This is a genomic window from Leeuwenhoekiella nanhaiensis (assembly GCF_002744755.1).
Lineage (GTDB): Bacteria > Bacteroidota > Bacteroidia > Flavobacteriales > Flavobacteriaceae > Leeuwenhoekiella > Leeuwenhoekiella nanhaiensis.
Genome location: NZ_KZ319301.1, coordinates 14279 through 29055, shown reverse-complemented (window position 1 = coordinate 29055; position 14777 = coordinate 14279). Strand labels below are relative to the sequence as shown.

13 protein-coding genes are annotated in these 14777 nt (G+C 40.0%); 6 read left to right on the top strand and 7 right to left on the bottom strand.

Features of this window, described 5'->3' with window-relative positions; translation table 11 throughout:
- Positions 1–79 precede the first annotated feature (79 nt).
- Positions 80–661: a Crp/Fnr family transcriptional regulator gene (locus CJ305_RS16810; protein ID WP_099647463.1), complete on the bottom strand. Its 582-nt coding sequence runs from the start codon at positions 659–661 to the stop codon at positions 80–82.
- A 126-nt stretch (positions 662–787) separates the two neighbouring features.
- Here CJ305_RS16810 and CJ305_RS16805 point away from each other — a divergent pair, with 126 nt between their 5' ends.
- From CJ305_RS16805 to CJ305_RS16795, 3 genes are all read left to right on the top strand, one after another.
- Complete coding sequence (locus CJ305_RS16805; protein ID WP_099647462.1) at positions 788–2587, top strand: SLC13 family permease; 1800 nt, start codon at positions 788–790, stop codon at positions 2585–2587.
- Positions 2588–3064: 477 nt separating this feature from the next.
- On the top strand, positions 3065–5512 hold the full coding sequence (locus CJ305_RS16800; RefSeq protein ID WP_223248909.1) for a PBP1A family penicillin-binding protein: 2448 nt from the start codon (positions 3065–3067) through the stop codon (positions 5510–5512).
- A 125-nt stretch (positions 5513–5637) separates the two neighbouring features.
- Complete coding sequence (locus CJ305_RS16795; protein ID WP_073097290.1) at positions 5638–6504, top strand: sigma-70 family RNA polymerase sigma factor; 867 nt, start codon at positions 5638–5640, stop codon at positions 6502–6504.
- 68 nt (positions 6505–6572) lie between these two features.
- Here the strand turns inward: CJ305_RS16795 and CJ305_RS16790 are convergent, their stop codons facing one another.
- The 5 genes from CJ305_RS16790 to CJ305_RS16770 form a co-directional block, all read right to left on the bottom strand.
- Positions 6573–7166, bottom strand: coding sequence for a type 1 periplasmic binding fold superfamily protein (locus CJ305_RS16790; protein WP_099647460.1), 594 nt, complete (start codon positions 7164–7166; stop codon positions 6573–6575).
- 10 nt (positions 7167–7176) lie between these two features.
- Positions 7177–9585 (bottom strand): TonB-dependent receptor, encoded by a 2409-nt coding sequence (locus CJ305_RS16785; RefSeq protein ID WP_099647459.1) that lies wholly within the window; start codon positions 9583–9585, stop codon positions 7177–7179.
- A 108-nt stretch (positions 9586–9693) separates the two neighbouring features.
- Positions 9694–10014, bottom strand: coding sequence for a hypothetical protein (locus CJ305_RS16780; protein WP_099647458.1), 321 nt, complete (start codon positions 10012–10014; stop codon positions 9694–9696).
- 14 nt (positions 10015–10028) lie between these two features.
- Entirely contained in the window at positions 10029–10718 is a 690-nt protein-coding gene (locus CJ305_RS16775; protein WP_189319480.1) for a DUF2490 domain-containing protein, read from the bottom strand.
- Between the two features lie 10 nt (positions 10719–10728).
- Positions 10729–12249: a DEAD/DEAH box helicase gene (locus CJ305_RS16770; RefSeq protein ID WP_099647456.1), complete on the bottom strand. Its 1521-nt coding sequence runs from the start codon at positions 12247–12249 to the stop codon at positions 10729–10731.
- A 264-nt stretch (positions 12250–12513) separates the two neighbouring features.
- Here CJ305_RS16770 and CJ305_RS16765 point away from each other — a divergent pair, with 264 nt between their 5' ends.
- Positions 12514–12894, top strand: a complete 381-nt coding sequence (locus CJ305_RS16765; protein WP_099647455.1) for a hypothetical protein — start codon at positions 12514–12516, stop codon at positions 12892–12894.
- Positions 12895–13007: 113 nt separating this feature from the next.
- On the opposite strand, the gene CJ305_RS16760 is transcribed toward CJ305_RS16765, so the two are convergent.
- Positions 13008–13727 (bottom strand): SDR family oxidoreductase, encoded by a 720-nt coding sequence (locus tag CJ305_RS16760; protein WP_099647454.1) that lies wholly within the window; start codon positions 13725–13727, stop codon positions 13008–13010.
- Between the two features lie 141 nt (positions 13728–13868).
- On the opposite strand from CJ305_RS16760, the gene CJ305_RS16755 reads away from it, so the two are divergent.
- Together CJ305_RS16755 and CJ305_RS16750 are read left to right on the top strand one after the other, a co-directional pair.
- A complete protein-coding gene (locus CJ305_RS16755; RefSeq protein ID WP_099647453.1) occupies positions 13869–14486 on the top strand; it encodes a YqaA family protein in 618 nt (205 codons plus the stop codon).
- Position 14487: 1 nt separating this feature from the next.
- Positions 14488–14772, top strand: a complete 285-nt coding sequence (locus CJ305_RS16750; RefSeq protein ID WP_099647452.1) for a DUF3817 domain-containing protein — start codon at positions 14488–14490, stop codon at positions 14770–14772.
- The last annotated feature ends 5 nt before the right edge of the window (positions 14773–14777 follow it).

The following is a 14777-nucleotide window of genomic DNA, read 5'->3' as shown; positions in this document are numbered from 1 at the left end:
TGTCCCTTTCTAATTAACCTATGTGATCGCAAGTTGTTAAGCAGGCATTAAAAGCTGTTAAGCTGTGTTAACTTATAGATCAAACTTGTGAATGGAGCGCTTTACGAATACGGCTTAAGGATTGGGGCTGTATACCCAAATAACTGGCAATCTGATAATTGGGAACACGTTTTTCGATATTGGGATAAGAATTACAGAAGTCTAGATAACGTTCTTTTCCGCTCTTATCAATACCGCTTAATACACGGCTCTTTAAACTCAGGAAAGCGCGGGTTACTTTAATTCGAAAAAAACGTTCAAATTTCGGTACCCGGTTGTAAAATTCTTCCAGATGGGCTTTTTGCAAACCTAAAACAACCGAATCTTCTATACATCTAACGTTAAGCGAGGCTGTGGTTTCATTATAAAAAGCAGTAAAATCGCTTATCCACCAGTCTTCAATGGCAAACTGAAGTACAGACCGATCTCCGCTTTCTGAAGTATGATAGGCCTGAATACAACCCTCAAGCACATAATACTCTTTGGTTACCAGATCGCCCTGTCGTATGATAAAATCATCTTTACGAAATTTTTCAACAGACAAAATGCTTACAAATTCATCAAACTCGGCATCTGTAAGTGTAATAATAGATTCAATATGACGGCGAAGTACGGGATACATAATTTTTGTACTATAATTTAAAGATAAGCTTATTGAGATGTGTTTATATCCTTCTGTTAAGCTTTAAGTATAATTTAGGAATAGCACTTTGACTTTCAATTTACTTTTATATAAAGATTGAAGTCTATGGATCTGGCTATAATTGAGGTATTCGTCATACTGGGATTAACTATTGTTTTTTTTGTTACCGAACTCTTTCCGGTTGACAAAATTGCCATTTTTATAATTGTGGCATTGGTACTTCTGGGTTTGGTTTCCCCGGAAGAAGGTATAAGCGGTTTTTCCAATACCGCAACCATTACGGTACTTGCGCTTATGATTTTAGCCATTGCACTTGAGGATAATGGTGTAATCGCCTGGCTTGCGCAAGGTCTTCAAAAATTGAGCATTCTCCCGCTCATCCTGCTTATTCCGGTTTTTATGTTTATTACTGCGGGTATTTCTGCATTTATAAGCACTACGGCGGTGGTCATTGTTTTTATCAAAATCATATTTCAACTTTCAGAACGCTTTGGGATACCTTCCGGGAAATTATTACTCCCCGTTTCTTTTGCCGGTATTCTGGGCGGAAGCTGTACGTTGATGGGTACTTCAACAAACCTCATTGTAAATTCTATAGCACAGAACAGAGGCGTTGAAAAATTGGCTTTTTTTGAATTTGCCTGGTTGGGTGGTATTTTTTTAGTTATCGGCATAGTAGTGGTCAGCATCGCATCGCGTTTTCTACCATCTGGCAACACTTCAGAAAATCTCGAAAAATCGTATAAACTTGATGAACTCATCACCACTTTAAGTATCACTAAAGATTCAAAACTCATTGGCAAATCTATAAATGACTCTTCGATGCTTAGTAATTCCAATGTCACACTTTTGAAACTGGTGCGTAAAGGTGTCGTAACCAATGCTCCGGGGAAGTATATCAGCCTTCAGGAAGGCGACAAACTGGTTTTGATGGCCGATTTGGAAACAATAAGCCGTATATCTAATGAAGAAGGACTTTCGGAACGCAAAACAGAAATGACAGAGTCTGAAACCAAAGAAGCTGAAGATACGGCCATACAGTTGGTAGAAGTTCTTGTGCTTCCGGGGTCCTCGCTGATAGGAAACTCCTTATCTGGCATAAAACGCTATAAGCTTGAAGGAGCCTTGCCGGTAGCTATCAAAAAACGAAAGAACATCCGTAACACCACCGAAAGACTTATACGCAAAGACCTGGATCAAATCCGAATTAAATCAGGTGACCGCATTCTGCTGGAAATCACTCAGGCTGAAATACAAAAGCTGGAACAGGTAGAGGGAATAGCGGTTCTCAAAACACACGAATCCCTTCAACATACAGATACGAAACGCAAATACATCACCGCAGCGATTTTGATTACTGTGATAGGCCTGGCTGCATCGGGAGTGTTGAGCATTTTGGCGAGTTCGCTCACAGGTATCGCTTTGCTCCTATTGACCAACAGCTTACAGATGGATAAAATCTATCATAAAGTAGACTGGCAAATTTTCTTCTTGCTGGCAGGAATGATCCCACTAGGCGTTGCGATGACAAACAGCGGTGCTGATGTCTGGCTTTCCGAAAAACTGCTGATGCTTTTTGAGGGAAAAAATCACCTCTTCATACTGGGCGCTCTTTTTAGTATAACCATGATTTTAAGCGGTTCCATTTCTAATAATGCTACGGCGGTGATAATGACACCTATCGCCATAACCGTTGCCTCAGGTCTTGATTTGCCTGCGAAACCGTTTATTCTTGCGGTACTATTTGCCGCAAGTTTCAGTTTCTTTACACCGGTGGGTTATCAGACCAATACGCTTATCTACAGTCTGGGTATTTATAAGTTTAAGCACTTTCTTATTGTGGGAGGTTTGCTTTCATTAATACTCTGTATGGTAGCAACCTTTCTGCTTTCAGGCCTACTTTAGGTAAACGCTTTTAAGGCAAGCCTGGAGTCATCTAAAGGAAGTAAAACCTGATATCGAAATGAGATTAAGAGTTTTATATCTTTTAGCTATGCCCAAAAAAAAAGCAGCTATCTAAAAGAATCAGATAACCGCTCGTTTGGGATTGATGAATGTGTCTTTAATACTCAGTCTTCTCACCATCGGCACATTTCCCATAAAAAGGAAACAAGCCCACTGTCTTATAAACTTTCCGCCACCTCGGCAGCCGTTAGTCTAAATTTAAATCTGAATAAAAAAGAACGTTTTTGATTGATGTTATATAAGATAGACGCGCCACTAGTTTTTTTGTTACAGTACATGGTAAAGTTTTTTGTTGTTAAACTAATGTAAAGCCCCATAGCTATCTCTTTAGATAACTATTACCTTTGTGTTTTTATGAAAAATCCCTTGAAAAACAAGCCAAATTCTTCTTTAAAACACAAGGCCTTTACCACCTTAATGAAAATCATAAAGTACGTTGAAATTGGTTTTCGTTTTGCGGCACTTAAATTTCATACGGCTATTAAACGCAAGTGGGTACGTTATCCGCTAATGGCCTTTGGGTCGCTTTTTTTCATGTTCTCCCTGTTTTTTTTAAGTATTTATCTGGGGCTTTGGGGTAAACTTCCTACCAAGTATGAACTCTCCCATCTTGAACAATCTCTGGCTACCCAACTGGTAGATCGCAACGGTGAAAATATTGGTAATTACTACATTTTTGATCGCAGACCCATAGGATTTGAAGAAATTCCCACCCATCTTAGAGATGCCTTAATTGCTACCGAAGACGCCCGCTTTTACAAGCACGACGGTGTTGACAAATTAAGCCTGATGCGGGTATTTTTTAAAACGCTCCTAATGCAGGACGAATCTTCCGGAGGTGGAAGTACACTTACACAGCAATTGGTTAAGAATATTTATGGACGTCCCGATAATGGCACCTTAGGACTGGTTGTATCGAAATTTAAAGAATTTATTGTCGCTCAGCGCATCGAACAGGTTTATTCTAAAGACGAAATAATAAACCTCTACTTAAACACCGTTCCGTTTCCTGACAATACCTATGGCATTGAAAGCGCCAGCCAAAAGTTTTTTAATAAAAGTACTGAATTGCTTACACTCAATGAAGCCGCGATTTTGGTAGGTACGCTTAAAGCCAATAACAGCTATAATCCCCGTGTAAACCCTGAACGCGCTAAAAAAAGACGGGATGTGGTTATCAATCAAATGTTACGCTACAAGTATCTGAAACCTCAGGATACTATTGGGATGGAACGGGATACAATCGTCCTAAACTATCAGGAACGCAGTGATCTGGGCATCGCTCCCTATTTCAGGGAATTGATACGTAAAGAAGCCCGCGAACTGTTGAAAAACTATTCAAAAGAAGACGGCAGCTCTTACGACCTGTATCAGGATGGTCTTACCATTCACACCACTCTCGATAAAAAAATGCAGCAATATGCCGAAGCTTCCATGCGTGAGCATATGGCAGCCCTGCAGACACAGTATGAAAAAGCGTATGGGAATTACGCACCCTGGAAGCAAAAATCTATACTGCAACCTTCTCTGGAGCGTCTTCCCTATTACCAAAAACTTATTAAAGACAGTATTTCCGGTCAGGCACTTGAAGATTCGCTAAACCTTAAAAAGAAGCGCTCTATCTTTGACTGGAATACAGACGAGCGCACCCAGCAAATTTCGGTACGCGATAGTCTGGCGCACTATCTTTCCCTTCTCAATTGCGGGTTCATAGCAATGGATCCTCAAACCGGAGGTATTCTGGCCTACGTAGGCGGAATTGATTTTGAAAATTTTAAATACGATCACGTAAGTCAAAGTGAACGTATGGTAGGTTCTACCTTTAAACCCTTTGTATATACCACCGCTCTTGAAAATCAAATGGATCCCTGTACGTATTATGATGGATCGCAAGAAGTATATCATTTTAATGGCAAAGTGTGGTCTCCTTCAAACTCGGGCGGAGAGGGTGAAGATTTGAAATATTCGTTGAAAGGAGCTTTAAGCAACTCCATCAACACGGTTGCCGTTAAGGTTTTGCTTGATGTAGGAATAGGCAAAGTAATCAATCAGGCTAAACGCATGGGTATTGAAAGTAAACTGCCTTATGTTCCATCGCTTGCTTTAGGAACTGCCCAAATCAAAATGCGTGATTTAGCTTCGGCATATACCGCATTTGTAAATCAGGGAAAACCTGCTAAACCCTATTACATCACAAAAATAGTAGACCGAAGCGGACGTGTTATCGCCAAATTTGAGCCCGAAATTGCTGAAAAACCCGTAATGCGCAGCAGTACCAGACAGGCCATGATCGAAATGATGAAAGCAACTGTAAGTGAAGGCACAGCTACCCGACTAAGGTATACGTACAAGCTCAAAAATGACATTGCCGGTAAGACGGGTACCACTCAAGACAATAAGGACGGTTGGTTTGTAGGTATTACCCCGGGAATGGTAGCCGTAACCTGGGTGGGTAATGATGATTATCGTATAGGTTTTAGCAGTACCGGTTTAGGTGCAGGTGCAAATTCGGCTTTGCCTATTTTTGCGAAGTTAATGCAGCGATTAAATGCAGATACCACCTACGCCTCAATTACCCAGCAAAGATTTAGAAGTCCTTCGGCAGAGGTTGCAAATGCTTTAAACTGTGCCCCAATTGTACGCGATAGTACTTCAAGAGTACAGTCCTTTTTTGAGTCTATTTTTAATGGGCAGGAAGAATCATTTACTAAAGAAGTTTACCTCGATGATCGTGGGAAAATTTTAAAAACGGTTGAGCAGCCTGTTGAAGAAGAAATTGACACGGAAGAACAGGAGGACGAAGGCAACAATGGCGGATTCTTTTCGTTTTTAAAACGGAAGAAAAAGAAGAATAACAATGAATAATTGATCAAATAAACAATCTGAATGGAATCAAATGTTAAATTACTACTAAAAGTGACCAAATAATTTGATTTGATAAATATCCATGTTATAATACATTCCATTTACTTTAAAAAACAATTTTATATATGAGACAACTCAAAATCACCAAGCAGGTAACCAATCGGGAATCAAAATCTTTAAATACCTATTTACAGGATGTAAGCAAACTCGATATGATTACCGCTGATGAGGAAGTCGAGTTGGCACAACGTATTCGTGAGGGCGATCAGGTTGCTTTAGAACGATTGACGAAGGCTAATTTGCGTTTTGTGGTATCTGTTGCTAAACAGTATCAAAACCAGGGTTTAAAATTACCTGATTTGATTAATGAAGGTAATGTAGGTCTGGTTAAAGCTGCAAAACGATTTGATGAAACCCGTGGTTTCAAATTTATTTCTTACGCCGTATGGTGGATTCGTCAGTCAATTTTACAGGCTATTTCAGAACACTCAAGAACTGTTCGTCTACCGCTTAACAAAATTGGTACAATCAGCAAGATCAATAAAGCGTTTTCTTATCTGGAGCAAAGTCTTGAACGACCACCTTCTGCAGATGAGATCGCGAAAGAACTTGATATGACTGTGGCCAAAGTTAAGTTGGCAATGAAGAATTCGGGTCGTAATCTTTCTATGGATGCTCCTTTTAAAGAAGGGGAAAATGACTCTAATCTTTATGACGTTTTAAAATCTGGAGAGTCTCCAAACCCTGATGCAGATTTAATGCAGGAATCTTTGGGTACTGAGATTGAGCGTGCTCTTGAGACCTTATCTCCCCGGGAATCTGATGTAATTAAATTGAATTACGGTCTGGGTGGTGAGCAACCGCACACCCTTCAGGAGATTGGTGAGATGTTTGACTTAAGTCGTGAACGTGTACGCCAGATTCGTGAAAAAGGAATCAGAAGATTGCGTCATACTTCAAGAAGTAAAGTGCTAAAAACCTATTTAGGTTAATAAAAGCTTCCTAAAACTAAAAAATGCCCTGCTTTCGCAGGGCATTTTTTATGCTTTAAAGTTAACTTTTATTCAATAGTCAGGTTAAAGGTTTGAGCAACATCAGTCTCTCCACCTGCATTAGTTAAGTTACCTTCACTTACACCTGCTGCATCTTTATTAGGCTCGTGACGCAGCGTAACGGTAAACTGACCGGTTGATGCAGCCCCGGCTGTTAATGTAAAGCTTAAGCCCACTGGGTTTAAGCTACCATTATTTAGATATTGATTTTCGGTATCATCGTAGCTAACTGTCGCATCCAGACCTGAACCAATCTGATAGAAAAACTGATGTTCATCTGCTTCAGCTATAATCTCTTCATTGATAACTTCCGCAGGAGAAACAGTTTCATTTTCAAGAACAACAGTTCCAGTGTATTCGATACCAGACTGTAGATTACCTCCTGTGACACTTATTACAGGAGCATCAGGGCCTTCACCATCTAAATCTCTTGATGTTAATATTATTTCCTCACCGTTCCCAAAATTTGACTTAAGAGTTACGGTTACGGTTGTAATAACCTCTTCTTCATTTATTAATTCGGGTGTTCCCTCATCGTCTGAACAGCTTGAAAAACTGATTAACGCTAAAAGTAAAAGGCTTGAGATTTTTAAATTTTTCATAATTTGATATTTAATAATTGAGCTTAATTTGAATTTTAAAATTTCGTCCTAAATCGTCAGCGAAATAGCGCTGTCTATTCAGGTAATCGCGATAGGCCGTATTCAAAATGTTATCTACAAAGAGGCCTAAAGTCAGTGTAGATTGATTAAGCACCTTAAATTCTGCTGAAGATGCCAGGTGAAATAAGCTATAAGCTGCTGGAGATTCACTAATTCTTACGGTTTCAGTTACCTCGTCTCCAGAATCGTTGATGTACGTCACCTCAAAATCATTATCGGGAAAACGATTCTGCTTAAAAACACTTTGATTCCGTAAGGAAACATTTAGATTATTCCATTCCGCTTTGCGAAATGAAAAAGTCGTATTCACATTAGGCGCCGGCATATCAATTAAGGGACGGTCACGATCTAAATCGTGCCCGTTGACATAAGCAAAACCCGTTTTTACATCAAACTGATCGTTAAAGTAATAGGCTGCCTGAAGATCTACCCCATACAAACGCGCATCAACCTGTCTGTATTCGTGAACCGGAAAAGCACCTCTATTAGTAAATTGAAGTCCGGTGGGTTCAAGAATAATAAAATCGCTGATCTGATTGTAATAGGGATTGATTCCAAAACTAAATCCACCACTTTGCCCATTAAGCTCGAGACTGGTCTTGTAGGATTGCTCCTGTTTAATACGCAGATCCCCTAATTCAATTATCGCAGCCGAGTGGTGAAGGCCGTCACTAAATAATTCTGCAGGGTTTGGCGCCCGTGACGCAGAACTAAAATTGAGTTTCAAATCCCAGTTGTTTGCAAACTGATATCTACCTCCCAGCGTTCCTGAAAAATTATGATAGTCAAAGACCGGATTTACCAACAGCTGGTTGTCAAATTGCTCGACAATTAAGTCGGCAAAATCGGTATCATAATCCCTTTCTTCCCATCTGCTGTTTTGATAAAATTTTTCAGCGTCTATTTCACTAAAATCATATCTAAAACCCCCATCTAGTTTGAAATTGCTGTTGATGTCATAAGAAGCTGTTGCATAAGCCCCAAAAGTATACATCTCATAATCCGGTATCAGACGTCTGATATCGGTTTCCGGATTAGGGAAGTTCTCCTGATAGGAAGCTTCAACCCCAAAATCTGCTTTAAAATCAGATCGCGCATCGTAGGCAAAATTACTTTGCAGCGTATGTGTGGTTAGCCTTAAGTCAAGACTGGGTTTATCACGGTTCTCGCCCCTTCTGATGTCGTATTCTAATCGGTTGTTTTGCTGAAACGAATAATCAAGCGTTAATTTACCGGCTTTCTCAAAGCGCTTAAAAACACTTAGTTTGGCCAGATGATGCCTTACATCCTGCTTTGGCGCATTGATATCGTAGATAAAATCCCTGATAACATCAGGTTCTCCGCTGTTGATGGCTCTTACCAGGTCACTTACATTTCCTATATGGCTGGCTCTAAGAATACCAATTTCAGCATCATACATACTGTAGTACGCGTCAAAACCATAGGTAAACTTATCCAGACCAAAACCAACCGAAAAGTCATTTTCAGAAACTCCGGTATTCGATAAAACATAATCTGGTGCTTCACGATCGCCCGAACGCTTACGGGTTCCCTGACCCTGAATATAAAGTCCGCTATGATAGGCCTTCATTAAGGTGGAAGTAATTCCGTAGCCACGGCCATTTGAAGCTCCGCTTAGGATAGTTTTTCCATAAAGGGTATCTTTAGCCGGTGCTTTGGGAGATTCGGTCAAAATCACCCCGCCTACCGCGTCACCACCATAGCGAAGCGCACTCGCTCCTTTTACAACAGTGACGTTTGCCGCAGTATTTAGGTCCAGGTTTGGAGCGTGCTCTACTCCCCACTCCTGATCCTCCATCCGCGTACCGTTATTGATAATGAGTACACGGCTGCTGTGCAGTCCCTGAATTACCGGTTTGACAACGGTGCTTCCGGTATTGAGGGATGAAACACCGGGAATTTCCCGGAGCGCATCTCCCAGACTCGCATCGCTGTAGCTTTCCAGAGCATCGGTTTGTAAAATTTGCGCAGCACTTGAAGCGGAACCTTTTTTAAGGTTTTGCCCTTTAACCGTAACCGAATTGAGTTCTTCGGTATGATGCTCAAGCTTAAAATCTCGCTGCACATCACCGCTTACCTCAACGGTAAACTCAGCGACCTCGCACTCCGGATGCGTTATGGTAATCACGTAAGAGCCTTCACACAGGCCTTTAAGTGCATATTTACCATCCAGATTAGATAAGGCATATTTTTGATAGCCGTTTATACTTAATGTCGCATTAGGCAAAACCTGGCCATCGTGAAAATCACGCACTACACCGCTTATGGTATAGTCGCATTCCTGTGCCTGAATGTGTAAACCAAATACACATACAAACACTAAAGTGAAAAATTTCATAGTGAATCTATATTTCATCTCTTTAAAAGAAAAGAAATGCTTAATCAGTTAATTATAACAATCACTTGCATTTTTCGCATAGCGAAAAACAACGATTGTAAATCGGTATTAAACTGATGGGTAAGGGGGTGCTTTGTTAAGCGATTTCCCGGTAAGTACCGGAATATTTTTTCTAAAGGTGTAGAAAAAACTTTTTTGCAGATCGCTAATTGCCACAGCAGTGTGTTCTAAACCGCTGTAGGCTTCAGGTAAGAAGAAATCTGACTGATTTTTCTGCTTTTGACTCAGCAGGCACAATTCACAATGATGATTGTTTAAATCATCTTTGTCGTGAACGTATTTATGTAAATCAGCTACTTTAAAAGCAAAAACAGCCACAATCAGAACAAAGCTGATAAGAATCTGTATATTTTTACTCTTAAATATCATGTATTGATTTTACATTAAAATTTATGAAACAAGCTCACAATGAGTTGACCTTTGGTTTGCGCATTTGTTACTTCACGCATATACGCCAGTTCGGCCCAGACTGCATCAGAAAACTTGTATCCACCACCGCCAAAAAACCAGGTTCTGTCATAGATATTTGGCGTTACTACAGACTGTTTTCCATTTAGAAAAACCTCTGCAGCTGTCCACAAATAAAGCGTTTTTGCAGAAATTTCCGGTTTGTTTAACGGAATTTTTGCATTTAGCATATAGCGATAGCGCATTCTAAAATCCTGATTTTCTATAAACCGCTCCTCAAAACGGATACGATGTAGAAAATAAAGACGGGCTGCAATTTTTTGATTCCAGATGACATCCTGATAAGGACGATGCTCATAAAAAGTCTCCTCGCTTTCCCCAAAAAAACCGGTAACAAAATAGGAGTGCCCCGCTAAAACCTTTAAAGGTGTATTCTTAAATTTATAGGAAAGACCGGCGCGAACAATAAACTGCTGAAAATCGCTGGTTACTTCATAATTCCTGTATTGCACGTCACCCATTAGTCCAAACTGGGAGTCTTTAAAGTCAGAAAATATAAAATAGCCATACCAGGCTCCCAGGGTTGGATTTCCTTCCTGAGCTTGCATGTTTTCAGTATTTAAAAAACTGAAAATCACTAAAATCAGATAGATGGCTCTCTTCAAAATATACAGGTTATTGAGCTGGAACATTAGCATACATCTGACTCAGCTTTAAACGCAACTTACGCATATAATCTTCCTCAAGCCAATCCTTATAATTTTTGGTATTCTTCATAATGCAGTATGAATATTGGCGAATGCGATACTGAATTTCTTCCTTCAGTTCCCGTGCTAAAATACGTGCATCAAAAATATCTTCGGTATTCTCAAAAACAATTTGTGCGTGCTGATTTATAGATCGCTCTAAAGCTTCCTTAGATTTAAGCCCCTTGGCAAACACCTCTTCGTATTCCTTTTTGATATCGAAATCTATGTTATCGCTTTTGCTGAATTGCTCCCGCAGTTCAGGTGGCATCACATACTCAAAGTTGCGTTCAATCTCCTCATCACTTATGAGATTTTCAAGATAGAAATCAGGATACAGGAAGATATCATTCCAATCCATAGGGGCATCCCACAGCCCGAAACGTGCCATATTGTTACCCAAATCGATCACCTGAAAACTCTTCTTGTCTGGCAGAACCCGTGAACCACGGCCTATCATTTGGAAGTACAGGGTAAGCGAACGCGTCGCCCGGTTTAAAATAATCGTTTCGACCGTAGGCTCATCAAAACCGGTAGTAAGAATACTTACAGAGGTGAGAATGGCATCCGGTGTGTTTTTAAACCATTTCAGGATTGCCTTTCTTTCTTTATTGGTATGTGTATTATCCAGATGTCGTACGTCGTAACCCGCCTCTTTAAAGGTTTCATAAACGTATCTGGAGGTATTGATTCCGTTATTAAAAATCAGGGTTTTGGTTCCTTTAGCCCGCTCCTCATAGGCACTGAGCAATTTCTCCTGCATACTGTGATTGGTATACAGAATTTCTGAAGACTTAACCGTATAATCCCCGTTAATCCCTACCTGTAAGGTTTTTAACCCTACGTCATAGGTATGCACGTGAGCTTTGGCCAAAAAGCCTTTTTCTATTAATGAACCTATGCTCTCCCCGATGATCAGTTTACGATAGTTGTCTTTCATAGGCAACTTCACATTAGAACTCAACGGAGTGGCCGTAACACCCAAAATAAAGGCATCTTTAAAATAGCTAAACAGCTTTCTAAATGAATTGTAATGCGCCTCATCTATAATCACTAACCCGACATCGTTGATGTCAATTTTTTCATCCTGAAGACGGTTGTTAAGCGTCTCAACCATGGCCACATAACACATGTAATCTTCATTGCCCTCAAGGGTTTTAACCTTTGAGTTTATGACCATATTGGGAACATTAAAGGTTTTGAGCATTTTTGAGGTCTGCGAAGACAACTCAATACGGTGGGTAAGAATAACCACCTTTTTTTGCTTTTGAGCAATATACCGGCGTACGATTTCTGAAAAGATTACCGTTTTACCACCTCCGGTGGGTAATTGGTAAAGCAGATTAAAATCATCTGCCTCTTCTTCCATACAGGTAAAAATCCGATCGAGATCTTTTAACTGGTAGTTGTATAATTCTTTTCCGCTATTTAAATCCTGCTCTTTCGCCATACTGCTTTTTAGTAGCTCTGTGTAATTATGAATTTTGCAAAAATAAGGGATTTCAAGGGCTTCTCGTAAGAATCTACAAGGAATTACCAATTTGGCAATAAAGTCTCTTTATTCTGAAAATTCGATAACGTCGGCTTCTTTAATCAAAAGACTTTAAATTGAGGATCATAGGCTGATAACCACATTGTAAAAAAATGCCCGTTTGAATTTGAAAAAAAAAGCTTCAAACCGTTACCTTTGCTTTCTAAATAAAACCCATCAATTTTGAAGAACCCGAAAGCACAAAAACTTATAAATAAACTCATAGGAGAAGTTGAGTTAAATGGAATCATAACCAATACGGTTGTATCTGATCTAAAGGATTTGAGACCTTTTGCTGTGGAAGAGAAGCGCCCTTTGCTGGCTAAAACTATCCGCCTAACCTTTGAGCATATCGAAGAATACCAAACTTTTGATATTCCTATCCCGGAAGAAGAACCTATTGAGGGTTATGAAGAATTGCTGGAAGAGCAGGATAATCAGGCAACTCCCGAAGAAAGTCTATTATACTTATTAAATCTAATCGCAGAGCCTGAAAACAAAACAAACAGGCTCGACCTAAGGGCTTATGTCAATGCGATGCAGGAGTATGCTGAAGAAAATTAATTGAACCTATCTTTAAAAAAAGACCGTCTGCAAAACAGACGGTCTTTTTTTTTTGGTGGTAGTTTACCCGGCAAACCGGTATTTAAATGCCTCATTAAGCAGTTTGATTTTCTTTATTTCTGTGGCGGCTTTGAGGGTCTCACCTCAATTTTACTGGGTAGTGTACGCGGATTCATTTTTAAAAGATCTACCACGAGTTCCCCAATGTCTTCACTCTGAATTTTCCAGGCATCTTTTTTTGAAGGCTCATTCCCATTAAAATGCGTGGCTACTGAACCCGGCATAATTGTAGAAACCTTTACATCGTCCTGTCGCAAATCGAGCATGATAGCCTGTGTAAAACCGGTTACACCAAATTTACTGGCGTTGTAGGCTGCACCACCTGCAAAGAAGTTAGTACCGGCCAGACTTGAAATCGTAAAAATGTAACCTTTTGACTTTTTCAATTCGTTTAGCGCAGCTTTTACACTAAAAAATACTCCGGTCAGATTGGTGTCTATAGTCTCCTGCCATTCATCAATGGTCATGTCCGAAATTCCGGCAAAATGCCCTAAACCAGCATTTGCTACCAGTACATCAAGTTTTCCAAATTCCTTTAAAACCGTATCAACGGCCTGCACCTGACTGTCCATCTTCCGCACGTCGGCTTTGACACCGATGGCTTTACCTTTTCCAGCTTTTGACAATTCAGCCGCCACTTTTTCGGCAGCAGTGAGATTTCGGCTGGTAATCGCCACATTCATTCCCAGTTCGAGGAGTGCTTCCGCAATACCTCTTCCTATTCCTTTTGTGCCCCCGGTGATGAGAGCAACTTTATCTTCAAATTTATCCATATGTTAAAATTAAAGGTATTCTGAGCGATTATGAAGACTGAAAAAATTAAAGTTTTCCCAAATCTTGGGATTTTCCCTTAGATAATACCCGGCATCTTTGTGAGGGCCTTTGTCATAGGATATATTTGCAAAAAAATTACAATGTCCCAACAGCGCAAAACCGAAAAAAAATCAAGACTAAAGCTGCTGCACCAATATTACAGGTACACGGGCTTTTATAAATTTTTGGGAGGCAGCCTTAAAAAGGCACTTACGCCTCTACTGGTTTTTGTGGTTCTGCTTTTAGGCATTCATTATTTCGTAATTGACATCAATAGTTTATTGGTTAAAATGACCAATACCTTCCCTCCTTTTTGGGTACTGACGGTCTTTTTTATTTCCGAAAGTATTTTGGGACTTATTCCTCCAGAGATTTTTATTGCCTGGAGTGATAAAATGCCCGATCCTATTCTCTACCTATCTCTTATAGCTGTGCTTTCATATGCAGGCGGAATCGTAAGTTACTTTACCGGAAGAGCGGCAACCCGTATTCCATCGGTACACGATTATCTGGAAGTTAAAATGGCTAAACACCTTAAAAACGCCCGTAAATGGGGAGGTTTTTTAATTGTGGTAGGTGCCACTTTACCAGTACCCTTTGCCATCAGCAGCCTCGCCGCCGGAATGATTAAATACCCGTTTACGAGTTACTTGCTTTTTGGTTTGCTACGTTTTGTGCGCTTTGCGGTTTACGGTGCTGCTATTTTTAATATGGTCTAAAATGATACAGTCTTTTAAATGGATTGCGATTCTGGAAGGTATATCCTTTCTTCTCATACTTTTTGTAACCATGCCGCTTAAGTACATTTTTGATATGGGACAGCCCAATCAAATTATTGGGATGGCCCACGGTTTTTTATTTTTGGCTTACGTGGTCATGGCATTCCTGGTCAAATCTGAATTAAATTGGAACATTAAGACTCTTTTAATTGTTTTGGCTTGTTCGGTAATTCCTTTTGGTACATTCTGGATGGAGCGTAAGTATCTTGAAGCCTCCAAATACTAGCTGGA

Bases quoted from the DNA above. Each gene is read 5' to 3' on its own strand.
- CJ305_RS16785 (WP_099647459.1), bottom strand. From the start codon at position 9,585: ATGAAATTTTTCACTTTAGTGTTTGTATGTGTATTTGGTTTACACATT.
- CJ305_RS16755 (WP_099647453.1), top strand. From the start codon at position 13,869: ATGTCCCAACAGCGCAAAACCGAAAAAAAATCAAGACTAAAGCTGCTG.
- CJ305_RS16750 (WP_099647452.1), top strand. From the start codon at position 14,488: ATGATACAGTCTTTTAAATGGATTGCGATTCTGGAAGGTATATCCTTT.
- CJ305_RS16770 (WP_099647456.1), bottom strand. From the start codon at position 12,249: ATGGCGAAAGAGCAGGATTTAAATAGCGGAAAAGAATTATACAACTAC.
- CJ305_RS16810 (WP_099647463.1), bottom strand. From the start codon at position 661: ATGTATCCCGTACTTCGCCGTCATATTGAATCTATTATTACACTTACA.
- CJ305_RS16790 (WP_099647460.1), bottom strand. From the start codon at position 7,166: ATGAAAAATTTAAAAATCTCAAGCCTTTTACTTTTAGCGTTAATCAGT.
- CJ305_RS16780 (WP_099647458.1), bottom strand. From the start codon at position 10,014: ATGATATTTAAGAGTAAAAATATACAGATTCTTATCAGCTTTGTTCTG.
- CJ305_RS16795 (WP_073097290.1), top strand. From the start codon at position 5,638: ATGAGACAACTCAAAATCACCAAGCAGGTAACCAATCGGGAATCAAAA.
- CJ305_RS16805 (WP_099647462.1), top strand. From the start codon at position 788: ATGGATCTGGCTATAATTGAGGTATTCGTCATACTGGGATTAACTATT.
- CJ305_RS16760 (WP_099647454.1), bottom strand. From the start codon at position 13,727: ATGGATAAATTTGAAGATAAAGTTGCTCTCATCACCGGGGGCACAAAA.
- CJ305_RS16800 (WP_223248909.1), top strand. From the start codon at position 3,065: ATGAAAATCATAAAGTACGTTGAAATTGGTTTTCGTTTTGCGGCACTT.